Here is a 22,567-nt window from a genome sequence, read left to right as displayed (position 1 = left end):
CGGATTTCAGATAGGCTAAGCTATTGGCAACGCCAAGGTTCCTGGGCGGAGGCCCGCGGAGCTGGGGTTCGACTGCGCAGGCGGATCGGCGCTCGCAGGGGCGGCGCGGGTCGGCTTCGGCACGGAAGATGCGGCCCGTTGACAGGCGCCCCAGGCCGGGCGCCTCCTGCCCATCCCTGATCCGGAGATTCCATGGCTCTCGACCCCGCCCTCGCCGCCGAGATCGAAGCCTCCGTGGCGGAGGGGTTTGCCGACCAAGTGGCGCACACGCAGGCCCTGGTCCGGTTCGCCTCCCTGCGCGGCGCCGAGCATGCCTGCCAGGATTACGTGTTCGGGGCGTTCCGGGCCCGGGGCTACGCCACCGAGCGCTTCGCCATGGACCGGACCGCGATCGCGTCTCATCCGGGCGGCTCGAAGATCGACGCGCGCCACTCCGACGCCCCGATCGTCGTCTGCCACCACCGTCCGCAGACCGAGACCGGCCGCTCGCTGATCCTGCAGGCCCATGTCGACGTGGTGCCGGTGGGCCCCCTCGACCTGTGGACCCATCCGCCCTTCGACCCGGTGATCGAGGGCGACTGGCTCTACGGCCGCGGCGGCGGCGACATGAAGGCCGGCCACGCCGCCAACCTGTTCGCCCTCGACGCGCTCACCCGCCTCGGCCTCCAGCCCGCCGCCGCGGTGACGATCCAGTCGGTGGTCGAGGAGGAATCCACCGGCAACGGCGCGCTCGCCACCCATCTGCGCGGCTACCGGGCCGACGCCGTGCTGATCCCGGAGCCCGAGGACGAGAAGCTCGTGCGCGCCAATACCGGCGTGCTGTGGTTCACCGTCGAGGTGCGGGGCGTACCGGTACATGTCCGCGAGATGGGGGCCGGCGCCAACGCCATCGACGCCACCTACCGGGTGATCGGCGCCCTGCGTGAACTCGAGGCGCGCTGGAACGCCGAGAAATCCGAGCACCGCCATTTCGAGGCGGAGGACCACCCGATCAACCTCAATATCGGCCGGATCGAGGGTGGCGACTGGGCCTCCTCGGTGCCGGCCTGGTGCCGGATCGACTGTCGCGTCGCGCTCTACCCGGGGGTCCCGGCGGCCCGGGCCGCCGCCGAGATCGAGGCCGCAGTCTCGAACTTCGCCCGCACCGACCCGTTCCTCGGCAACAGCCCGCCGCGGGTGGCCTTCAACGGCTTCTTCGCCGAGGGCTACGTGCTGGAGGAAGGCTCCGAGGCGGAGGCCGTGCTCGGCCGGGCGCACGAGCGGGCGATGGGCACCCAGCTGCAGAGCTTCATGTCGCCGAGCTACCTCGATACCCGGGTCCACGCCCTCTACGATAAGGTGCCGGCCCTGTGCTACGGGCCGAGCGCCCAGAACATCCACGGTTTCGACGAGCGCGTGAGCCTCGCCTCGATGCAGCGCTGCACCACCGCGATGGCGTTGTTCGTGGCCGAATGGTGCGGGACGGAGCGGCGGCCGGGCTGAGGGTTCCGGCGTCCGTACGCGGTGCGGGTCCCCTCTCGCTTGCGGGTTTACGGAACGCAGTCCGGCTCGTTCCCGGTGCAACTGTAGTCACATCGCAGCAGACACGCGCTCTCCCTCCCCCCTTTGCGGGGGAGGGTGGCCCCCGAAGGCGGTCGGGAGAGGGGAGCAACAGTGCAGGATAGGGCTTCGCCCGACATGCTAGTCGCGCCCTTGTCTGAACCCGGGTCCCCTCTCCCGACCCGGCCTGACGGCCGGCCCACCCTCCCCCGCAGAGGGGGGAGGGAGACGCGCCTGGGTCCGGTCTTTGCTCCCATCCGGCTACGATGTGAGGACATCGTAGCTCGTGCGTGAAAGGGATCCGCGTCGCATCCGGCGATGAGTGCCCCCCGATCAGGGGATCAGGCGGTCCGCCCGGAGCCGGGTGAACAGATCGTAGAACGCGTCATCGGTGGGCTGGTAGGCCGTAAAGCCCAGGCGGCGGCTCTTGCTCATGTCGGTGACGACCTCGATCGGCCGGCCGAGATCGGCGTCGGTGTGCCACGGCGAGGCGAGCTTCGCGAGGTCCGGCTCGGCCAGGCCGTGGCGCTTGGCGATCTCGGCCCAGGCCGGCCCGTCCTGCGCCATCCGCTCCTCCAGCGGTCGGATTGTCCCGTCGAACGGCACTGCCTCGATCCCGAACCACTCGGCGATCCGGCCCCACATCCAGCTCCAGCGGAAGACGTCGCCGTCGACCACGTTGAACGCCTCGTTGGCGGCCTTCGGCTCGGTGGAGGCCCAGAGCAGCTGGCGGGCGAGGAGCCTGGCGTCGGTCATGTCGGTCAGGCCGTTCCACTGGGCGGCCGAGCCCGGGAAGGTGAAGGGGCGCTTCAACGCGCGGCACAGGGTGGCGTAGCAGGCCAGCGTCGTGCCCATGTTCATGGCGTTGCCCACCGCCTTGCCGATGATCGTGTGCGGGCGGTGCACGCTCCAGGTGAAGCCGTCGCGGTCACTGGCCGCGAAGACAGCATCCTCCTGGGCGTAGTAGAAGTTCTCGATGTCGAGCCGGCCCTGGTCCTCGCGGAACGGCGTCTGCGGCAGGGTGCCCTTCCCGTAGGCCTCGAACGGGCCGAGATAGTGCTTCAGCCCGGTCACGAGAGCGACGTGGCGGACGCTCTTCTGCGGCCGGAGGGCGTCGAGCAGGTTCTCGATCATGGCCCGGTTGACCTGGATCATCTCGGCCTCGGTCGGGCGCCGCTGCCAAGTCGCCAGGAAGACGTGGCTCGGGGCGAGGCCGGCCAGCGCCGTCTCCAGGGAGGCCGGATCCTGCAGGTCGGCCACCACCGGCTCGATCCCGGCCAGATCCACCGGCTTGCGGGCGAGCCCCGCGACCCGCCAGCCCTCCTCAACGAGCAGCGCGCCGGTGGCGCTCCCGACGATCCCGCTGGCGCCGACGATCAGGGCGGTGTTCGACATGCATATCCTCTCGGCCCGGCTCACATCCAGGTTGAGCGGCAGATGCGGCCGTCGCCCACAGCCTTCAAGGCCGCACGGCGCCGCCCTCCCCCGCGTCGCGGGTATTGGCTGGGTGTCGAGAGGTCAGCGACCAGGCACAGCTGATGTCATCCCTCCGCGGGAGACGGCACTGACGACTCTTCGGGCGTGGCGCGGGTTCCCCCTCTCCCCGCGCGCGGGGCTACGATGTTCACACATCGGCGGATGAAAGGTGCGATGCGCTCTCCTCCCCCTTGCGGGGAGGCGTTGGAGGTGGGGGTGGTGCAGAAGGCACCGTCACGTTCGATCCTGCACCACCCCCACCCCTGACCCCTCCCCGCAAGGGGGAGGGGAAAGCGCGGTCCTTCAAACACTTGCGACCGGAACGATGTAGGAATCCGCTAGCCCCGCAAGCGGGGCGAGGGGATCCCGCCGAAAGCCTCGAACCCGATCTGTCGACTGCCCCCGCCCCTCACGCCACCCGGTCGATGGCCGCGCCCAGGACCTCGACGATCTCGCCGATCTGGCCGCGCTCCAGGATCAGCGGCGGCGACAGGGCGATGATGTCGCCGGTGACCCGGGTGAGCAGGCCGCGCGCGAAGCAATCCACGAACAGCTCGTAGGAGCGCTTGCCGGGGGCGTCGGGCCGGGGCGCCAGCTCGATGCCGGCGATCAGCCCGATGGTGCGGATGTCGATGACGTTCTTGCGCCCGCGCAGGTCGTGCATCGCCGTGGCCCAGTCGTCGGCGAGATCGGCGGCGCGGGTGAGCAGCCCCTCCTCCCGGTAGATGTCCAGCGTGGCGAGGCCGGCCGCGCAGGCCACCGGATGGCCGGAATAGGTGTAGCCGTGGAACAGCTCGATCCCGTCCGGGCCGTTCATCAGCGCGTCGTGCACCGGGCGGCTCGCGAACACCGCGCCCATCGGCACCGTGCCGTTGGTCAGGCCCTTGGCGCTGGTGACGAGGTCGGGCACCACGCCAAAGTAATCGGTCGCGAACGGGCTGCCGAGGCGGCCAAATCCCGAAATAACCTCGTCGAAGATCAGCAGGATGCCGTGCTTGGTGCAGATGTCGCGCAGGCGCTCGAGATAGCCCTTAGGCGGGATCAGCACGCCGGTGGAGCCCGCCACCGGCTCGACGATGCAGGCCGCGATGGTCTCGGCCCCGTGGAGCGCCACCAGCCGCTCGAGATCCTCGGCCAGCTCCGCCCCGTGCTCGGGCTGGCCCTTCACGAAGGCGTTGCGGGCGGGGTCGTGGGTGTGGCGCAGGTGGTCGGTGCCGTTGAGCTGCGGGAAGACCCGGCGGTTCGAGACGATGCCGCCCACCGACAGGCCGCCGAAGCCGACCCCGTGATAGCCGCGCTCCCGGCCGATCAGCCGGGTCCGGGTCCCCTGCCCGATCGTCCGCTGGTAGGCGAGCGCGATCTTGAGGGCGGTGTCGACCGATTCGGAGCCGGAATTGGTGAAGAACACCCGGTCGAGGCGCTGGTCGGGACCGCCCGGGGCGATCTCGGCCAAACGCTCGGCGAATTCGAAGGCGATCGGGTGGCCCATCTGGAAGGTCGGGGCGAAATCGAGCGTGGCGAGCTGGCGCTCCACCGCCGCCGCGATCCCCCGGCGCCCGTGCCCGGCATTGACGCACCAGAGCCCGGCCGTGCCGTCCAGCACCGTGCGGCCGTCATCGGCCGTGTAGTGCATGCCCTGCGCGGCCACGAGCATCCGCGGGGCCGCCTTGAACTGGCGGTTGGCGGTGAACGGCATCCAGAAGGCGTCGAGGGACGGCGTGTTGCGTAAGGGATGATCGGTCATGGCGGGCGCTCCGGGGCGGCGATCGGTACAGGGGACACCCTGGCGGATCGGGCAACAAGTCCTTTTCTGATCGCCGCCAAGCCCTTGCAGAATCGGGGCCGCGGGCGCCACTGTTGCGGGATCCTCAACACCTGAAACGGGGCCCGGACGGATGAGCATCGATGTCGGCGAGCGCCTGCGCTTCGTGCGGGCCCGCCACGGCCTGTCGCAGCGGGCGCTGGCCAAGCGCGCCGGGGTGACGAACTCGGCGATCTCGCTGATCGAGGCCAACCGGGTGAACCCATCGGTGGGCGCCCTGAAGCGGATCCTCGACGGGGTGCCGATCGGCATGGCCGAATTCTTCGCCCTCGAACCGGAGCCGGAGCGCAAGGCGTTCTTCGCCGCCAACGAGCTGACCGAGATCGGTCGCAAGGCGGCCAAGGGGGCGATCTCGTTCCAGCAGGTCGGCGACAGCCTGTTCGGGCGCAAGCTGCAGATCCTGAAAGAGCGCTACGAGCCCGGGGCCGATACCGGCCGGGTGCCCCTCTCCCACGAGGGCGAGGAGGGCGGCATCGTGCTGTCCGGGCGCCTGGAGGTCACGGTCGGCGAGGAGCGGCGCATCCTCGGCCCCGGCGACGCCTACAGCTTCGACAGCCGCCGGCCCCACCGGTTCCGCTGCGTCGGCCCCAACCCGTGCGAGCTGGTCAGCGCCTGCACGCCGCCGAGTTTCTGACGCAGCGGGGCTCTCAGGGGCTCTGCCCCCGAACCCCGCCAAAGGGCTGAGCCCTTTGGGAACCCGGTCTGGGCGTGCATTCGCTCAAAGGCGACGGATCCGGCTAACGCCGGGTTCAGGCGCGGGCTGCTAAACGTACGCCATGACGACTCTTGCCGCCACCGCCACGCATCTGCTGGCGACGTCCCAGAACCAGTCGATCGGCATCGCGGCGGCGCGCCAGCAGATCGCCTCCGAGAAGGCCGTCGCCGGGCTCGTGGCGGAGAGCGCGACCAAGGGGGCCTCCGGTCCCCCGGCCCCTCCCGGCCAGGGCCAGCGGGTCGACCTGCGGGTCTAAAGGCCCCTACGCGAAGCCGTAGAGGCGGCGCGAGTTGTCTACGAAGAGCCGGCGGCGCCGGTCCTCGTCCGGCACCCAGTCCGCCATCAGGTCGAGGAGGTCGGGAAGGCGCGGCGGCCCGTCCCATGCGGCCACGTGCGGCCAGTCCGAACCCCAGACGCAGCGCTCCGGGGCGGCGTCGTTGAGGGCGCGGGCGAAGGGGATCGTGTCGGCGTAGGGTGGCCCGTCCACCGAATCCCGGAAGGCGCCGGAGAGCTTGACCCAGTTGCCGTCGCGCACGAGGCCGAGCAGGGCCTGGAAACCCGGATGCTCCACCCCCGCCGAGGCCGGCATGTGGCCCATATGGTCGAAGACCAGGGGCACCGGCAGCCGCGACAGGCGGCCGGCGATCGGCGGCAGGTCCCGGGCGTCGAGCAGGAACTGGAGGTGCCAGCCCATCTCCCGGGCGAGCGCGCCGTAGCGCTCCACCGCGTCGAGCCCGACCCCGCCGCCGAACAGCACGTTGAGGCGCAGGCCCACCACCCCGGCCTCCTTGAGGGCCGCGAGCTCCGCATCGGGGAGGCCGAGCGGGATTACCGCGATGCCGCGCAGGCGCTGCCGGTTGGCCCGGAGCGTCTCCACCATCAGGCGGTTGTCGGTGCCGTGGACGCTGACCTGGACCAGCACGCCGTTGGCCATGCCGGTGGCGTCGAGCATGGCGAGGTACCGGTCCGCCGGGGCGGCCGGGGGCGTATAGCTGCGATCGGCCACCAGCGGGTAGGCCGGTGGCAGGCCGATCACGTGGGCATGGGTGTCGACCGCGCCGGCGGGCACCCGGTAGCGGGTCGGGCCGCCGGGATGCGGATCCGGGGCGGGGCAGTCGCGAATCTCGGCCATGCTCAGGTATCCGCGTGCAGGACCCGGCCGCGGGTCTCGGGCAGCGCGAAAGCCGCCAGGAAGAAGATCCCGTAGGCGATCGCCGCGAAGATCGCGATGGCCGAGGCGAGGCCGGCACGCTCGGCGAGATAGCCGACCAGCGCCGGGAACAGGGCGCCGACGCCCCGGCCGAAATTGTAGCAGAATCCCTGCCCCGAGCCGCGCAGGCGGGTCGGGTAGAGTTCGGTCAGGAAGGCGCCCATCCCGGAGAAGTAGCCGGAGGCGAAGAACCCGAGCGGGAAGCCCAGCACCCAGAGCACGCTGTTGGACAGCGGGATCTGGGTGTAGGCGACGATCACCGCGATGGCGCCGAGCGAGAAGATCAGGAAGAGCGGCCGCCGCCCGAGCCGGTCTGCGAGCCAGGCGCCGACCAGGTAGCCGGCGAACGAGCCGATGATCAGCGCCGCCAGGTAGCCCGTGGAGGACACCACCGAGAGGCCGCGCTCGGTGGTGAGGAAGCGCGGCACCCAGGTGGTGATCGCGTAATAGCCGCCCTGGCAGCCTGCCGCAGCCAGCGAGGCGAGCAGGGTGGTCTTGAGGATCGGCCCGGAAAAGATCTCCCAGATCTTCGGCCGGTCGCCGGTGGCGATGGCCCGGGCGCGGGTCTCGGCGGCCACCTGCGGCTCCTGCACGTAGCGGCGCAGGTAGAAGATTAACAGGGCCGGCAGGGCGCCGATCGCGAACATCCAGCGCCACGCGATCTCAGGCGGCAGCAGCGAGAAGGTCACCGCCTGGGCCAGCGCCGCCATGCCCCAGCCGATCGCCCAGCCGGACTGGACCGAGCCCACGGCGCGGCCGCGATACTCGGCCCGGATGGTCTCCCCGATCAGCACGGCGCCGGCCGCCCACTCGCCGCCGAAGCCCAGCCCCAGGATCGCCCGGGCGATGAGCAGCTGCTCGAAATTCTGCACGAAGGCGCAGAGCAGCGAGAACACCGAGAACCACAGGATGGTGATCTGGAGGGTGAGCACCCGGCCGATCCGATCGGCGACGAAGCCGGCGAGCCAGCCGCCGAGCGCCGAGGCCAGCAGGGTCACCGTCGCAGCGAGGCCGGCGGTGCCGGAATCGACGTGCCACAGGGCCATGATCGTCCCGATCACCAGCGGGTAGATCATGAAGTCCATGCCGTCGAGGCACCACCCGGCGGCGCAGGCCCAGAAGGTGTGCCGCTCCGTCGCGTTCATGGAGCGGTAGAAGGCCATCAGGCTGGCATCGCGGATTTCCACCGCCTCCACGCCCGTATTCCCCGCCCCGGCTTTCGTACGCATCACACTCTCCCACAACGGGAAAGCAGTATCGGCGCCAATGGCCGAGCTTTGCAACCGTCGGGTGGTGCCACGCAAGGAAAAGGCCGCCCGGAGGCGGCCTTTCCCAACGATCGTGCCCAAGGATCCGGGTTCGGTCGATGCCGCTCAGTAGCAGCGCTCGACCAGCACCCGGCGGTAGCCGTAGGGCGTCCAGCGGGTCCGCGGGACCGTGTAGCAGCCGCCGCCGTACCCGTAATCGCCAGCGTAGCCGTAGCCGCCGCCGTAGCCGACCGGGGCGTAGCCCGGATAGCCGTAGCCGCCGCCGTAGCCGCCATAGAGGCCGCCGGCCGCCAGGCCGAGCCCGACGCCGAGACCCAGACCGCCGAGACCGTAGCCGTAGCCACCGCGATAGCCGTAACCGCGGCCGTAGAAGCCCCGGCCGTAGCCGCCCCGGAACCCGCCAAAGCCGCCGCGGTACCCGCCGAAGCCGGCGCCGCGGAAGCCGCCGAACCCACCGCCCCGGAATCCGCCGCCGCCGAAGCCATGGCCGAAGCCGCCACCGTGGAACCCGCCACCGAAGCCACCGCCATGGAATCCGCCACCGCCGAAGCCGCGCGCATCCGCGCCGGCCGGCATCAGGACCAGGGCACCCGCGGCCAGCATGGCCGAGCCGAGCATTGCACCCTTCATCATGTATCTCCGTCGATCAAAACCGCCCTCGTAAGCCAGAAACGCCCGAATATGGAAAACAGTTCAGCTGCCGCCCGCGGCGCGCCGCCGCTGGCCCGGGGCACAAGCCCGGCGCCATCTCGCGGGCCGATGGTGCGGTTCCGGACACCAAAATCGCCGCTTTCAGGGGCGAGAGGCGCTGCGCCCGCCCTCGGCTCCGCCTGGGGCATCACGGAACCACCGATGACGACGCGCCCGGTTCACGCTCTGTTGATCGCGCTGCTGGCGCTCACCGTCCTCGCCCGGGGCGCCCTGGCGGCGCCGGCCGCGCCGGATCTGTGCCGCGCCGTCCAGGCGCAGGGCGAGAGCTTCACGGTCTGCACCATCGATCTGCGGCGCCAGCGGCTGCGGCTGTTCTGGCTCCAGGAGGACGGTCGCCCCTACGGCGCGCTGGGAACCCTGGCCGAGAAGCAGGGCGGGCGCCTCGGCTTCGCGATGAATGCCGGCATGTACGACAAGGACCAGGCGCCGGTGGGCCTCTATGTCGAGGACGGGCGCGAGATGAAGCGCGTCTCCACCGCGGACGGCCCGGGCAATTTCCATCTGAAGCCCAACGGGATCTTCTGGGTGAAGGGCGACAAGGCCGGGGTGCTCGACACCGGCCATTACCTGCGGGCGAAGATCCGGCCGGACTTCGCCACGCAATCGGGCCCGATGCTGGTGATCGATGGGCAGATCCACCCCAAGATTTCCGCCGACGGTCCGAGCCAGAAGATCCGCAACGGCGTCGGGGTCCAGGAGGACGGGCGGGTGGCGGTGTTCGCCATCTCCGAGCGCCCGGTGACCTTCGGCGCCTTCGCCCGCCTGTTCCGGGACGACCTCGGCTGCCGCAACGCCCTGTTCCTCGACGGGACGGTCTCGAGCCTCTACGCGCCGAATCTCAGCCGCTCGGACATCAGCCGGCCGCTGGGGCCCCTGGTCGGGGCGATGGCGCGCTGAAGGCGCGCTCGGCATCCCGCGTCACGGCGTATCCGATCCTGAATCGCGACGCGGAACGACCGCGCAGCCCTGAACGGCTCGCCACCGATCGGCGTCCGATCCGAGGCCGTAAGGTCGAAGGCCCGGCTGTCCGGAACCACCGTTCGCGCTTGGAAGCACAACCCGCCCCCGATATACTCAGACAAAACAAGGGGGGGAATCATGGGTCGGTCGCGGCTTTTCGGTAGCGCCGTAGCGATGGCGATCGCGACGAGCTCGGCGGGGGCGCAAGTTCCGCAGACGATCCTGTACGGCGCGGCCTATTACGACGAGTATACGCCGGTCGATCGGGTCGACGAAGACGCCAGGATGATGAGGGCGGCGGGCATCACCGTCGTCCGAATCGCCGAATCCACTTGGAGCACGTTGGAGCCTCAGCCAAACGTCTTCGCGTTCGGCCATATCGACCGGACCCTCGCGGCGATGAACCGTGAGGGCATCAAGGTCATCATCGGCACGCCGACCTATGCCGTGCCGACGTGGTTGGCGCGCCAGCACCCCGACATCCTGCTGCAGCCGGGCGCCTACGGTCCGCGGCAGAATATGGACATCACCAATCCCCATTATCGCGCAGCCGCCGAGCGCGTCATCGTCGCCCTGGTCGACCACGTGAAAGACGATCCCGCGGTCATCGGGTATCAGGTCGACAACGAGACCAAATCGTTCGGAACCAGCGGCCCCGACGTCCAGGCCGCCTTCGTTGCGGCCATGAAGAAGAAATGGTCGAGCCTTGCCGATCTCAACAAGGCTTGGGGACTCGACTACTGGAGCAACCGGATCAACAGCTGGGACGATTTCCCGTCGGCCAACGCGTCGATCAACGCCAGTATGACGAACGCCTTCCAGGCCTTCCAGCGGGGGCTCGTAACCGACTTCCTCGCGTGGCAGGCGGATCTGGTCCGTCGGCACGCCCGCCCGGGCCAGTTCGTCACCCAGAACTTCGACCTCGACTGGCGCGGCTATTCCTACGGCATCCAGCCCGACGTCAACCATTGGGAGGCCGCCAAGGCGCTCGATGTGGCCGGCATCGACATCTACCATCCCAGCCAGGAGAAGCTGACCGGGACCGAGATCGCCTTCGGCGGCGACGTGGCCCGCTCGATGCGCGGCGGCGCGAATTACCTGGTGATCGAGACGCAGGCGCAGGGGTTCCCGGAATGGACGCCCTTCCCCGGACAGCTGCGCCTGCAGGCCTTCAGCCACCTCGCCTCGGGTGCGAAGATGGTCGAATACTGGCATTGGGCCACGACCACGAACGCGTTCGAGACCTACTGGCGCGGATTGCTCACGCAGGACTACAAGCCCAACCCGGTCTACGACGAGGCGAAGACGATCGGCGCCGACCTCAAGCGGCTCGGGCCGAAGCTCGCCGGCATGAAGAAGACGAACCGCGTCGCCCTCTACGTCAGCAACGCCGCGTTGAGTGCCTTCGATTCGTTCAAGATCAACACGCACGACTTCAAGGGCAATGCCGATCGGACGCCGGTGACCTACAACGAGGTGGTGCGCGGATTCTACGATGCGCTCTACCGGCAGAACATCGAGGTGGATCTGATCTCTCCGTCCTCCACGGTGCCGCTCGATCAATACAAGCTGATCGTGGTGCCGGCGCTCTACGCGGCGAGCGACGCGGAGATCGCCAAGCTCAATGACTGCGCCAAGGCCGGCGCCCACCTGCTCTACACGTTCAAAAGCGGCTTCTCCGACGAGAACACGAAGGTGTGCTTCGCGGCGCAGCCGGGCGGGATCGCGCAGGCGGCGGGGGTGACCTATCAGCTGTTCACGGTCCCCGAGGGCGTATCCCTCGCGGGCGACCCGTTCGGCGTCGGCGCGGCCGACAACAAGGCCCGCTGGTGGATGGAGATGCTGACCCCGACCACCGCGACGGTGGTGGCGCGCTACCAGAGCCTGTCCTGGCCCGCCGCCGCCGCGGTGACGCGCAACAGCTGGGGCTCGGGCGAGGTGAGCTATGTCGGCTTCATGCCGACCGATGCCCTGGCGGAGAAGATCCTGGCGGATGCGGCCAAGCGTGCCGGGATCGAGGGTCCCGCGGTGCACTGGCCGATCATCGTGCGCGGGGGCACGCTGACGAACGGGCATCCGGTCCGCTACGTGCTGAACTACTCCGCGACGGCGCAGGCCACGCCCGCGATGGTGAGCGGCACCGAGCTCCTGAGCGGTCGGGCGGTCACGCGCGGCAAGCCGATCGACCTGCCGGCTTGGGGCGTCGCGATCCTCGAAGGCGAGTCCGCGACGCCCTGATCGGAGGATCGCGCTCGGCCGCGGGGCCGCGCGCGACCGGAGGGCGCTCTAGTGCTCAGACGCACTGACTTCGTTCACGCGACCCAGCACTAGGTCCTTGGTGATGCATCAATTTTTCCAGCTTCGGCTGACGCCTCCGTCTGGATCGATGCTCTAGCGCTGCCCGAACGCCGTGTCCTTGAACAGGTCCTTGTATTCGCGCGGCTGCGAGCGCCAGTACTGCTTGGGCGCCCGGACCTGAGCGCCGAGCTCGGCCGCCGCGTGCCAGGGCCAGCGGGGATCGTACAGCATGGCCCGGGCGAGCGAGATCGCGTCGGCCTTGCCCTCGGCCAGGATCGCCTCGGCCTGCTGCGCCTCGGTGATCAGGCCGACCGCGATGGTGGTGAGCCCGGTCTCGGCCTTGATCCGCTCGGCATAGGGCACCTGGTAGCCCGGCCCGAGCTTGATCGCCTGCTTGGGCGAGACGCCGCCGGTGGAGACGTGGAGCGCCGGCGAGCCGGCCCGCTTGAGCGCCTGGCCCAGGGCCACGGTCTCGTCGAGATCCCAGCCGTCCTCGACCCAGTCGGTGGCGGAGACCCGCAGCCAGACCGGGCTGCCCGCCGGCACGACCGCGCGCACGGCGTCGTAGACTTCGAGGGGAAAGCGCATCCGGTTCTCGAGGCTGCCGCCATAGGCGTCGGTGCGCTTGTTGGCGATCGGCGACAGGAACTGGTGCAGCAGGTAGCCGTGGGCGCCGTGCAACTCCACGGCCTCGATCCCGAGGCGCACGGCGCGCTTGGCCGTGGCGACGAACTGGTCGCGGACGCGCTTCAGGTCTGCGGCGTCGAGGGCGTGGGGGGGCACCTCGGTCTCGCCGTGCGGGACCGCGGAGGGCGCCTCCGTGCGCCAGCCATAGGGATGCTCGGGCGGGATCTGCTGGCCGCCGGCCCAGGGCGCGTCGCTCGACGCCTTGCGGCCGGCATGGGCGATCTGGATGCAGATCGGGATCGGCGCATATTCGCGCACCGCCTCCAGCACCCGGCCGAGCGCCCGCTCGCTTCCGTCCGAGTACAGGCCGAGATCCCAGGCTGTGATCCGCGCCTCCGGCGAGACCGCGGTGGCCTCCAGGGTCAGCAGGCCGGCGCCCGACTGGGCGAGCTGGCCGAGATGGATCATGTGCCAGTCGGTAGCCTCGCCGTCCCGGGCCGAATACTGGCACATCGGCGCGATCAGGATGCGGTTCTCGAGGGTGAGGGCATCCAGGGTGAGCGGTTCGAACAGGCGGGCGGTCATGGGGCGGCTCCGTTACGGGCCGGACCTATGTGGCGCAAGGGCACGGCCGGGGCCAGCGCCAGCCTGTGCGGACGCTCACGCGCCATGCAGGCGGCGCAAGACCCGGCGGGAACCGACCGCCCATTCGTTAACTTTTGGCAGGACGACGGCCTGAAGCCGGCGATGCGAACCGCCTGAGGGGGCGAGATCGCGCGAGGTCCTCTCCATGTTGCTCCCGAACCGTTCCACCCGCATCGCCGCCCTGGCCGCGGCCCCGTTCGCCCTGGCGGCGTTCCTTGCCGTCCCGGCCGATGCCCAGCCGGCCGCGTTCGGCGGTCCGAAGATCCTGATCCACGGCAATTACTGCGGCCCGGGCAACAACGCCCCGCTGCCGCCGATCGATGCCCTCGACGCGGCCTGCGCCCGCCACGATGCCTGCACGCCGAACGGCGGCCTGCCGTCCCAGGCCTGCAACCTGCGCCTCCAGCGGGACGCGGCCCTGATCTCGCGCGATCCGCGCCAGTCCGAGGATCTGCGGGCCATGGCGGGCCTGGTCGCCGCGAGCGCGACCTTGATGCCGACCGAGTCGGGCCCGCAGCGCCTGCCGGCTTCGGTGTCGACCGGCGCCATGCCGGACGCCTACGCGCCGGGCCTGTCGCAGCCGGCCCCGGCGGCCGATGTGCCCGACGAGGATTCGGACGGCGCCGACGTCGAGTGAAGCCGAGCCGGGGCGCCCTGCCCCGGCTCCGTTCGGTCACTCAGGGGCGGGCGGCGGCGCCCCGCGCATGCCCGAGGAAGAACCGGACCATCGCGCGGCTCGCATCCGGGCCGCGGGGCTCGGTGAACGATCCGTCCGGGCTGCCGCCCGACCAGGCATGCCCGGCCCCGTGCAGGACCCAATATTCCAGCCGCGCCTGGCCGGCGCCGTCGCTGCGGACGGTGCGGGTATAGGCGACGCCCCCCGGGCTCGTGCCGCGCTCGACCGTCTCGGCGAGGCCGGTGACCGCCATGGCCTGGGCGACCACTTGGTCGCCGTTGGCCGGGTGGACGGTGCGGTCGACGTCGCCGTGGAACACGATGGTCGGGACCGCCTGCCGGTTGCGCCCCGGTGCGCCCCCCTGCCCCTTCATGGCGGCGAAGGCTGAGGCGACGTCCCGGGCCGAGCCGCAGGCCAGGCCGGAATGGACGCCCACCGCCGCGAACAGGTCCGGATAGGTCGCCGCCAGGATCGCCGCGGCGGCGCCCCCGGCCGAGAGCCCGGCGGCGTAGACCCGGTCCGGGTCGGCGGAGAACTCGTCCACCACCGCCCGGGCGATCCCGGCAAGCAGAGCCGGCTCGCCGCCGTCGCGGGCCTGGTCGCCGGCGGCGTACCAGTTCCAGCAGCGCTGCATGTTCGCCGACTGGGGCTGCTCCGGATAGGCGACCAGGAAGGTCTGCTCCTCGGCGAGGCGGTTCATCTGCGTGCCGGCGGCGAAGTCGTCCGGGTTCTGGGTGCAGCCGTGCAGCATCAGGAGCACCGGCAGGGCCTGGCCCGTGTAGCCGCTCGGCACGAACACCTTGTAGCGGCGGCTGCCCGCGGCGGTGAAGACCCGGTCCTCGAACCGGGCGCCCTCCGGCACGGTGGCGGCGGCCTTGCCCGGCTGAACGGAGCCGCCGGCGAAACCCTCGGCGAAGCCGCCGCTGGGAATGCCGCCTTTGGCGAGGCTGTCGCGCACGGTGCGCATCACCGCCGCAGCGATGTCGGCCCCGCCGGGGGCGGCCTGTTCCGGGGCGGCAGCCGGGCTGGGCGCGGTCCAGGCGCCGTCCGGGGATGTCGGCGCCTCCATGTCGATGGTGGTGGATCCGGCGGCCTCGGCCGGGCGGTCGCGTGCCTCGGCCCAGCGGGCAAAGGCATCGGCCTGCCGGCGCTGGAACCGGCCCATGGCGGCGGCCATCCGGGCGGCCCGGGCGGCGCGCTTGCCCTCGGCCTCGGCCGACCCGGAGGCGCCGAAGCCGCCGAGCTTCATCTTCGACATGTCGAAGTTGAGGAAATCCATCTTGGGAAAGTGTTTCATCGGGCCGTTCCTTGCGGGTGGGGACGGACACGGCCGGCTGCATGGCCCGACTGTGCGGTAGGGGTGGTCGGATGGGGTCAGGCGATCCGGTCGGCCAGGGCGGCCTTGACGGCGGGGCTCGCCTGGAACGCGCCCAGGACCTCCACGGAGGCGATCGCGGCGCGCGCCAGTTCGGGGGTGACATCCAGCGCCACGGTGGCGAGGCCGAGGACCTGGATGTGCAGGGGCACGCCGGCATCCCGGGCGGCTTCCAGGGCGGCGCGCGAATAGTGCGAGACGCCCAGGCGCAGCTGGCGCCGCGCCACGGATTGGCGCACCGCCTCCTCCTGCCGGTCCAGCTGGTTGCGCACCGCGGTGCGGATGAAGTCGGCCCGGTTGGCGTAGAACCCGTCGCGGACCATCAGGTCGACCCGGCCGAGATCGACGAAGCCGAGATTGATCGTGATCTTCTCGCTGTCCGGCACCTTGGGCCGGAGTTCCTGCACGGTGTCTGTCATCGCCTCGCCCTCCCTGGGCCATCCGGTTGGATGGTCTAGAGATGGTAAGCGCATGCTGTGGTGCAAGAGGCGGTTGCCGCGCGGCCCGAAACCAGCGTGGTTTCAAAAGGTCCGGGACCTTTTGCGGGTCCAGGGCAGAGCCCTGGTGTCGGGCTTCGCCCGAGATCGGGGCTGTGCGCCCCGAACCCTACCAAAGGGCTTCGCGCCCTTTGGAAACCCCTAAGTCCCCGCGCTCAGTCCGCGCCGATGCCCCTGCCCTTCAGGCTGGCGTCGATCTCGTCGAGCACCGCGGCGTCGTCGATGGTCGCCGGCATGGTCCAGGGCTCGTGGTCGGCGATGCGCTTCATGGTGGCGCGCAGGATCTTGCCGGAGCGGGTTTTCGGCAGCCGCTGGACGGTCAACGCGAGCTTGAACGCCGCCACCGGGCCGATCTCGTCACGGACCTTGGCGACGAGCTCGCGCTCGATGTCCGCGGGGGCGCGGTCGACCCGGGCCTTGAGCACCACGAAGCCGCAGGGCACCTCGCCCTTGAGCGCGTCCCGGATGCCGATCACCGCGCATTCGGCGACATCCGGATGGCCGGCCAGCACCGCCTCCATGCCGCCGGTGGACAGGCGATGGCCCGCGACGTTGATGATGTCGTCGGTCCGCCCCAGCACGGTGATGTAGCCGTCGGCGTCGATCACCCCGGCATCCGAGGTGTCGTAAAAGCCCGGGAAGGTGGCGAGGTAGCTCGAGTGCATCCGCGCGTCCGAGCCCCAGAGGGTCGGCAGGCAGCCGGGCGGCAGGGGCAGGCGGATCGCGATGGTGCCCATCGTGCCGGGCGGAACCGGCTTGCCGCCCTCGTCCAGGACCGCGACCCTGTAGCCCGGCATCGGCACGCAGGTGCTGCCGTGCTTGACCGGCAGGAGGCCGAGGCCCAGCGGATTGCCGGCGATCGGCCAGCCGGTTTCGGTCTGCCACCAATGGTCGATCACCGGCCGGCCCAGCACGCGCTCGGCCCAGGCGACCGAATCCGGATCCGCCCGCTCCCCGGCCAGGAACAGGCTGCGGAAGGCCGAGAGGTCGTAGTCGCCGATCAGCGAACCGGACGGATCCTCCTTCTTGATCGCGCGCAGGGCCGTCGGCGCCGTGAACAGGCAGACGACGCCGTGCTCGGCAACCACCCGCCAGAACGCCCCGGCATCGGGCGTGCCCACCGGCTTGCCCTCGTACAGGACCGTGGTGCAGCCGTGCAGCAGCGGCGCGTAGACGATGTAGGAATGGCCGACCACCCAGCCGATATCGGAGGCGCAGAAATAGGTCTCGCCGGGCTGGACGCCGTAGAGGTTGGGCATCGACCAGGCCAGCGCCACGAGGTAGCCGCCGGTATCCCGGACCACGCCCTTGGGCTTGCCGGTCGTGCCGGAGGTGTAGAGGACGTAGAGCGGGTCGGTGGCGGCCATGGCCACGCAGGCGGCCTGCTTGCCCGCCGCCTCGGCGGCCGCGACGGTCTCCGCCCAGTCGTGGTCGCGCCCGGCGACCAGGCTCGCGGCGCATTGGGGCCGCTGCAGGATCAGGCAGGCCTCCGGCTTGTGCCGGGAGGTGGCGATCGCGAGGTCCAGCAGCGGCTTGTAGGCGACCACCCGGTTCGGCTCGAGGCCGCAGGAGGCGGCCAGCACCACCTTCGGGGCGGCATCCTGGATCCGCACCGCCAGCTCGTTGGCCGCGAAGCCGCCGAACACCACCGAGTGCACGGCCCCGAGCCGGGCGCAGGCCAGCATGCCGAACAGGGCCTCGGGCACCATCGGCATGTACAGCACGACCCGGTCGCCCTTGCCGACACCGAGCTCGGCCAGCACGGCGGCGAACGCCGCCACCGAATCGCGCAACTCCCGGTAGCTGATGCTGCGCTTCGTCCCGGTGACGGGGGAATCGTACAGGATCGCCGCCTGCTCGGCCCGCGCCCCCTCGGCGTGCCGGTCCACCGCGTTGTGGCAGGCGTTGAGCGTCCCGTCCGGGAACCAGCGGCCATAGGGGCCGGATTCGGGTGCGAAGGCCTGCACCGGCTCCCGCGTCCAGTCGAGCGCCCCGGCCGCCTCCAGCCAGAACGCTTCCGGGTCGCGGCGTGCCGCGTCGTAGATCTCGGGATAGCGGCCCGGCAGGCTGGCGGTTGTCATCGGCGCGGCGAGTCCTCGGGGGCCGCTCTTCGGCGGCATCCCGGGGAGATTAGCCGATTCTGGTTTCTTGCGCGCGAGCGGACGGCGAGGATGATGTGAGCAGACGGATCGTTTGAGACAGGGCCTGACGAAGAAACCGCCTCTCCCACCAACCCCCCTCATCCTGAGGTGCCGCGCAGCGGCCTCGAAGGAGGGCTCCAGGGATCGCAGGGGCGTCTGGAGGACTCCTTCGAGGCCCGCTGACGCGGGCGCCTTAGGATGTGAGGCAGGGTCGGGAGAGCACGGTCGTCACCCGGAAAAACCGCCGCACCGGGCGGACCGGTGCGGCGGTTCTCGTCGTGCACTTATGTCCGGGAGGGACAGTCAGGCGCGGCTCAGTGCAACGTATCGTTGCCGGCCTGCAGCCGTTTGATTTCGTCCTTGAGGAGAAGTTTCCGTCGCTTCAATTCGGCAATGTGGAGGTCGTTTGCAGAAGGCCTGTGGATCGCCTCGTGAATCTCACGCTCGAGGGCTTCGTGCTTCCGGGCGAGTTGGCTCAAATGCGTCTGCAGCGACATGAGTCGAATCTCCTGTCATTGTTCCGACACATGGAGACTGGCACAGGATGCCACACCTGTCGAAGCCTTTTCTCCGGCCAAGCCTGACGAATGCTTACCGGGCCGGCTTGTCCCGCGGCGGGGTGTAACGCATGCTCTTCGACACGGAACGGTCTTCGATACCGCGGGTGACGATGGCGGACGAGTCGAACGAAAACGTGCAGCCGGCGGATCTCGAAGCCGAGCTGAATCGGCTGCGCGAGGAGCACCGGGGGCTCGACGGTGCCATCGAGGCGCTGGAGCGCAGCGTCGCCGGGGACCAGCTCCAGATCCAGCGCCTGAAGAAGCGCAAGCTGACCCTGCGCGACCGGATCTACCATATCGAGGACGCTCTCACTCCGGACATCATCGCGTAAGCGGATCGTCCCGAACGCTGGAAACCATCTTTCGGGACGATCCGTCGATGCCGGTGGACGCTCCGGCGCGACGCCTTGCCGCCGGCCCGCCCCGCCTGTAAGCGGCCTCTTTTGCCGGGATCAACGATGGCGTCGCCTCCGGTTGCGATCATCATGGGCAGTCAGTCCGACTGGGCGACCATGCGGCACGCCGCAGAGACGCTCGACGCGCTCGGCGTGCCGTACGACGCGCGCATCGTCTCGGCCCACCGCACCCCCGACCGGCTCGTGGCCTTCGCCAAGGGCGCGGTCGCGACCGGGTTCAAGGTCGTAATCGCCGGCGCCGGCGGGGCCGCGCACCTGCCCGGCATGGCCGCCGCGATGACCCGCCTGCCGGTCTTCGGCGTGCCGGTGGAATCCAAGGCCCTGTCCGGCCAGGACAGCCTGCTCTCGATCGTCCAGATGCCGGCCGGCATCCCCGTGGGGACCCTGGCGATCGGCCGGGCCGGGGCGGTCAACGCGGCCCTGCTCGCCGCCGCGGTGCTGGCGCTCGCCGACGCGGGCCTGGCGGAACGCCTGGAGGCCTGGCGCGCGGCCCAGACCGCATCGGTGGCCGAACGGCCGGAGACGGACACACCTTCGTGACGGACACAGCTTTGAGGCCCGGCTCCACCCTCGGCATCGTTGGCGGTGGCCAGCTCGGGCGCATGATCGCGCTCGCGGCGGCCAATTACGGGCTGAAGGTGCATGTCTACGCGCCCGACCGGGACAGCCCGGCCTTCGACGTCGCCGCCCGCACCACCTGCGCGGCCTACGACGATGCCGAGGCGCTGGCCGCCTTCGCGCAGAGCGTCGACGCGGTGACCTACGAGTTCGAGAACATCCCCCGCGCCACCGCCGACATCCTCGCCCGGCACGCCGCCCTGCATCCGAACGCCGAGGCGCTCGCCACCACCCAGGACCGCCTGACGGAAAAAGAATTCATCAACCGGCTCGGCATCCCGACCGCGCCGTTCCAGGCGGTCGACACGCCCGACGACCTCGACCGGGCGATCGCGGCGCTCGGCCTGCCGGCTGTGCTCAAGACCCGCCGGTTCGGCTACGACGGCAAGGGCCAGCGCATCCTGCGGGAGCGCGCCGAGGGCGACCGCAATGCGCTGTTCGCCGAGTTTGGCGGCGCGCCGCTGATCCTGGAGGGGTTCGTGCCGTTCGAGCGCGAGGTCTCGGTGGTGGCCGCCCGCGGCCGCGACGGCGGCTTCGCGGCCTTCGACCTGTGCGAGAACGAGCACCGCGACCACATCCTGGCGCTGACCCGGGTGCCGGCCCCCGGCCTCACCCCCGAGACCGCCCGCGCCGCCTTCGACATCGCCAAACGGATCGCCGACGCGCTGGACTATGTCGGCGTGCTGGCCGTCGAGATGTTCCTGGTGCGCGAGGACGGCGCCGAGCGCCTCGTCGTCAACGAGATCGCGCCGCGGGTCCACAATTCCGGGCATTGGACCATCGAGGGGGCGACGACCTCGCAATTCGCCCAGCATGTCCGGGCGGTGTGCGGCTGGCCGCTCGGCGATTCGGCCCGGGTCGGCGGGCTGCCGGTGGAGATGCGCAACCTGATCGGCGCCCAGGCGGACGACTGGTCCGCCCTGCTGGCCGAGCCCGGCGTCCACCTGCACCTCTACGGCAAGGGCGAGGCCCGGCCCGGCCGCAAGATGGGCCACGTCACCCGGGTGGGGCGCGTGCCGGAGGCCTGACCGGGCCCGGTTCTGCGGCTTCGGGAACACACCGGACCGGCCGCACGCGCGCCGGAGGCCGCGACACGGCCTACGCGCGTCCGCGAGCCATACCTTCGCCACATCCCGAAGCTTCCACCACGGCGTGACCGGTCGCGGGACCGCGTATCCTTAAGCCGGCATTCACCGCGATGCGCGACGGTGCCCCGGAGACGAGGGGGCGCGGCGTAAGCCGGGCGACGGACAAGAGATTCGGGGGCGGGGTGGGCACGCGGGATGCGGGTCGCGCCCCGGGGAGAGTGGGGCGATGATCGTACGCAACGGGCTGGCACACAAGATCGCGCTGATCGGCGCGGCCACGCTCTCGGCCGCGGCGCTTGCGGGCTGCGAGACCGTCGGAAGCGCCGCCGGCCCGCGGCAATACGCGGTGGTGGAGACCGACACCACGGGCGCCACCACCGTCAACATCGCCTCGCTGACCGAGGTGATCCAGCGCAACCCGAACGACGCCGCCGCCTACAACACCCGCGGCGCCGCCTATGCCCGGGCCGGCCAGTTCAACGACGCCATCGCGGACTTCACCAAGGCGATCCAGATCGACCCGAATTCGGGCTCGGCCTACAACAACCGCGCGCTGGCCGAGCGCCAGGTCGGCCGCGACGCCGCCGCGCTCCAGGACTTCACCAAGGCGATCGGCATCGATCCGAATTACGGCCCGGCCTATATCGGCCGCGCCAATGTCGAGCGCGCCCAGGGCAATCTCGACCAGGCGCTCGCCGACCTCAACGTCGCGATCCGGCTGATGCCCGAATCGGCCGAGGCCTACCACGCCCGCGGCCTGGTGCGGCAGAAGCAGGGGCAGGACACCCAGGCGATCGCCGATTTCGACGCCGCCATCGACCGCAACCCGTTCGTGTCCGCGCCCTACGCGGCCCGCGGCCAGAGCCTGATCGCCACCAACCAGTACCCGAAGGCGATCGAGGACTACAACGCGGCGCTCAACGTCAACAACAAGGACGCCACCTCCTGGGCCTATCGGGGCCTGGCCTACGAGAAGTCGGGCCAGCGCAAGGAGGCGCTCGAGAACTACCAGCGCGCCGCCGTGATCGAACCCAACAACGCCGTCGCCCGCGCCGGCCTCGGCCGCGTGCAGGGCGGCGTGGGCTCGCTGTTCAACTGATTTTTTGCTCCCTTCATCCAACCCATTCTGACAGGCTCTGGTCTTTCGATTGACAGACGGGCTTGCAACGCCAGGACGAGGCGCGGGTCCCCTCTCCCGCACGGGCTAAGATGTTCACACATCGGCTGGTGGAAGGCGCGACGCGCTCTCCTCCTCCTTGCGGGGAGGCGTTGGAGGTGGGGGTGGTGCAGAAGGCACCGTGCCGTTCGATCCTGCACCACCCCCACCCCTGCCCCCTCCCCGCAAGGGGGAGGGGAAATGCGTGGTGTTTCAGAGGCTTGCGACAGGGCAATCTCGATCTGTGAGTCCGCTAGCCCGGACGGGAGAGGGGGCTTGTCGCGCTCCATCCTCGAAGGAGGGCTCTAGCCAGCCGCACGATCCCTGGAAGGCTCCTTCGAGGCTCGCTGCGCTCGCACCACAGGATGACTGAGCATTCCTCAAATGACATCCCCGTCCAGAATCGCTTAACGACGGTGATTAAGCTGTGCGGAGGAGTTCGGGTGCGATTGTGCTTGGCATAACGGACGGCCCGGCGCGGGTCGCCACTTGCTCCAGGGACCCGGACAGATGAACACTTCCTCGTTCACGGACGAACGTCGCGAAGGACTTTCGATGCATGCCCGTGCGGCCGCTGCTTTGGCCGCTTTCGATATCGTCCCGTCGCCGCTCCCGGTGATCGGTCGCATCCCCGGCGCCCGCAAGGCAGCCGGCGTCGCCCTGGCCTACGCAACCGAGGATGCCGAGATCTGCGGCGCCGACCGCTTCAGCCTGATCCTGGTCGACGCGGACGGCGAAGAGCTGCACCGGATCGGCAGCTTCGACGAGG

At 70.4% G+C, this 22,567-nt stretch carries 20 protein-coding genes and 1 pseudogene; 11 read left to right on the top strand and 10 right to left on the bottom strand.

Annotated elements, in window-relative coordinates; translation table 11 throughout:
- The first annotated feature begins 192 nt into the window (after positions 1 to 192).
- Positions 193 to 1,482 (top strand): ArgE/DapE family deacylase, encoded by a 1,290-nt coding sequence (locus MKK65_RS20065; protein ID WP_243959918.1) that lies wholly within the window; start codon positions 193 to 195, stop codon positions 1,480 to 1,482.
- Positions 1,483 to 1,872: 390 nt separating this feature from the next.
- On the opposite strand, the gene MKK65_RS20060 is transcribed toward MKK65_RS20065, so the two are convergent.
- Both MKK65_RS20060 and MKK65_RS20055 read right to left on the bottom strand, forming a co-directional pair.
- On the bottom strand, positions 1,873 to 2,934 hold the full coding sequence (locus MKK65_RS20060; RefSeq protein WP_243959917.1) for an SDR family oxidoreductase: 1,062 nt from the start codon (positions 2,932 to 2,934) through the stop codon (positions 1,873 to 1,875).
- 490 nt (positions 2,935 to 3,424) lie between these two features.
- A complete protein-coding gene (locus MKK65_RS20055) occupies positions 3,425 to 4,759 on the bottom strand; it encodes an aspartate aminotransferase family protein (RefSeq protein WP_243959916.1) in 1,335 nt (444 codons plus the stop codon).
- A gap of 151 nt (positions 4,760 to 4,910) precedes the next feature.
- Here MKK65_RS20055 and MKK65_RS20050 point away from each other — a divergent pair, with 151 nt between their 5' ends.
- Together MKK65_RS20050 and MKK65_RS20045 are read left to right on the top strand one after the other, a co-directional pair.
- Positions 4,911 to 5,471, top strand: a complete 561-nt coding sequence (locus tag MKK65_RS20050) for a cupin domain-containing protein (RefSeq protein WP_243959915.1) — start codon at positions 4,911 to 4,913, stop codon at positions 5,469 to 5,471.
- 142 nt (positions 5,472 to 5,613) lie between these two features.
- Positions 5,614 to 5,808 carry a hypothetical protein gene (locus MKK65_RS20045; protein WP_058190662.1) on the top strand — a complete coding sequence of 65 codons (195 nt, stop codon included), beginning with the start codon at positions 5,614 to 5,616 and terminating at the stop codon, positions 5,806 to 5,808.
- Positions 5,809 to 5,814: 6 nt separating this feature from the next.
- Here the strand turns inward: MKK65_RS20045 and MKK65_RS20040 are convergent, their stop codons facing one another.
- The 3 genes from MKK65_RS20040 to MKK65_RS20030 form a co-directional block, all read right to left on the bottom strand.
- Positions 5,815 to 6,684, bottom strand: coding sequence for an amidohydrolase family protein (locus tag MKK65_RS20040; protein ID WP_243959914.1), 870 nt, complete (start codon positions 6,682 to 6,684; stop codon positions 5,815 to 5,817).
- Positions 6,685 to 6,686: 2 nt separating this feature from the next.
- Positions 6,687 to 7,991 carry an MFS transporter gene (locus MKK65_RS20035; RefSeq protein WP_243959913.1) on the bottom strand — a complete coding sequence of 435 codons (1,305 nt, stop codon included), beginning with the start codon at positions 7,989 to 7,991 and terminating at the stop codon, positions 6,687 to 6,689.
- Between the two features lie 144 nt (positions 7,992 to 8,135).
- Positions 8,136 to 8,660: a hypothetical protein gene (locus MKK65_RS20030; RefSeq protein WP_243960013.1), complete on the bottom strand. Its 525-nt coding sequence runs from the start codon at positions 8,658 to 8,660 to the stop codon at positions 8,136 to 8,138.
- 222 nt (positions 8,661 to 8,882) lie between these two features.
- On the opposite strand from MKK65_RS20030, the gene MKK65_RS20025 reads away from it, so the two are divergent.
- Together MKK65_RS20025 and MKK65_RS20020 are read left to right on the top strand one after the other, a co-directional pair.
- The gene (locus tag MKK65_RS20025) at positions 8,883 to 9,638 is read left to right on the top strand and encodes a phosphodiester glycosidase family protein (protein ID WP_058190665.1); all 756 of its coding nucleotides are present in this window, start codon (positions 8,883 to 8,885) and stop codon (positions 9,636 to 9,638) included.
- Positions 9,639 to 9,875: 237 nt separating this feature from the next.
- Positions 9,876 to 11,939 carry a beta-galactosidase gene (locus MKK65_RS20020; protein WP_243959912.1) on the top strand — a complete coding sequence of 688 codons (2,064 nt, stop codon included), beginning with the start codon at positions 9,876 to 9,878 and terminating at the stop codon, positions 11,937 to 11,939.
- A gap of 153 nt (positions 11,940 to 12,092) precedes the next feature.
- Here MKK65_RS20020 and MKK65_RS20015 read toward each other — a convergent pair whose 3' ends face one another.
- The gene (locus tag MKK65_RS20015) at positions 12,093 to 13,211 is read right to left on the bottom strand and encodes an NADH:flavin oxidoreductase/NADH oxidase (RefSeq protein ID WP_243959911.1); all 1,119 of its coding nucleotides are present in this window, start codon (positions 13,209 to 13,211) and stop codon (positions 12,093 to 12,095) included.
- A 205-nt stretch (positions 13,212 to 13,416) separates the two neighbouring features.
- Here MKK65_RS20015 and MKK65_RS20010 point away from each other — a divergent pair, with 205 nt between their 5' ends.
- Positions 13,417 to 13,908, top strand: coding sequence for a hypothetical protein (locus MKK65_RS20010; RefSeq protein WP_058190668.1), 492 nt, complete (start codon positions 13,417 to 13,419; stop codon positions 13,906 to 13,908).
- A 40-nt stretch (positions 13,909 to 13,948) separates the two neighbouring features.
- On the opposite strand, the gene MKK65_RS20005 is transcribed toward MKK65_RS20010, so the two are convergent.
- The 4 genes from MKK65_RS20005 to MKK65_RS19990 all read right to left on the bottom strand — a co-directional run bounded on the left by MKK65_RS20005 (position 13,949) and on the right by MKK65_RS19990 (position 18,457).
- Entirely contained in the window at positions 13,949 to 15,244 is a 1,296-nt protein-coding gene (locus MKK65_RS20005; RefSeq protein ID WP_243959910.1) for an alpha/beta hydrolase family esterase, read from the bottom strand.
- A gap of 77 nt (positions 15,245 to 15,321) precedes the next feature.
- Entirely contained in the window at positions 15,322 to 15,741 is a 420-nt protein-coding gene (locus MKK65_RS20000) for a CopG family transcriptional regulator (RefSeq protein ID WP_243959909.1), read from the bottom strand.
- 233 nt (positions 15,742 to 15,974) lie between these two features.
- Positions 15,975 to 17,900, bottom strand: coding sequence for a propionyl-CoA synthetase (locus MKK65_RS19995; protein WP_243959908.1), 1,926 nt, complete (start codon positions 17,898 to 17,900; stop codon positions 15,975 to 15,977).
- 374 nt (positions 17,901 to 18,274) lie between these two features.
- Entirely contained in the window at positions 18,275 to 18,457 is a 183-nt protein-coding gene (locus MKK65_RS19990) for a YdcH family protein (RefSeq protein ID WP_058190671.1), read from the bottom strand.
- Between the two features lie 131 nt (positions 18,458 to 18,588).
- Here MKK65_RS19990 and MKK65_RS19985 point away from each other — a divergent pair, with 131 nt between their 5' ends.
- From MKK65_RS19985 to MKK65_RS19965, 5 genes and pseudogenes are all read left to right on the top strand, one after another.
- Complete coding sequence (locus MKK65_RS19985) at positions 18,589 to 18,852, top strand: YdcH family protein (protein ID WP_152997395.1); 264 nt, start codon at positions 18,589 to 18,591, stop codon at positions 18,850 to 18,852.
- Between the two features lie 126 nt (positions 18,853 to 18,978).
- A complete protein-coding gene (gene purE, locus MKK65_RS19980) occupies positions 18,979 to 19,476 on the top strand; it encodes a 5-(carboxyamino)imidazole ribonucleotide mutase (RefSeq protein ID WP_243959907.1) in 498 nt (165 codons plus the stop codon).
- The gene (locus tag MKK65_RS19975; RefSeq protein WP_243959906.1) at positions 19,473 to 20,582 is read left to right on the top strand and encodes a 5-(carboxyamino)imidazole ribonucleotide synthase; all 1,110 of its coding nucleotides are present in this window, start codon (positions 19,473 to 19,475) and stop codon (positions 20,580 to 20,582) included. The genes purE and MKK65_RS19975 overlap by 4 nt, the downstream gene beginning before the upstream one ends.
- A gap of 286 nt (positions 20,583 to 20,868) precedes the next feature.
- On the top strand, positions 20,869 to 21,741 hold the full coding sequence (locus tag MKK65_RS19970) for a tetratricopeptide repeat protein (protein ID WP_058190674.1): 873 nt from the start codon (positions 20,869 to 20,871) through the stop codon (positions 21,739 to 21,741).
- A 612-nt stretch (positions 21,742 to 22,353) separates the two neighbouring features.
- A pseudogene (locus MKK65_RS19965) lies at positions 22,354 to 22,567 on the top strand (hypothetical protein); the annotation flags it as partial.

It is taken from the genome of Methylobacterium sp. J-001 (assembly GCF_022829565.1).
Lineage (GTDB): Bacteria > Pseudomonadota > Alphaproteobacteria > Rhizobiales > Beijerinckiaceae > Methylobacterium.
The sequence above is the reverse complement of the archived record's forward strand: the minus strand, read 5'-3'. Positions and strand labels throughout refer to the sequence as shown.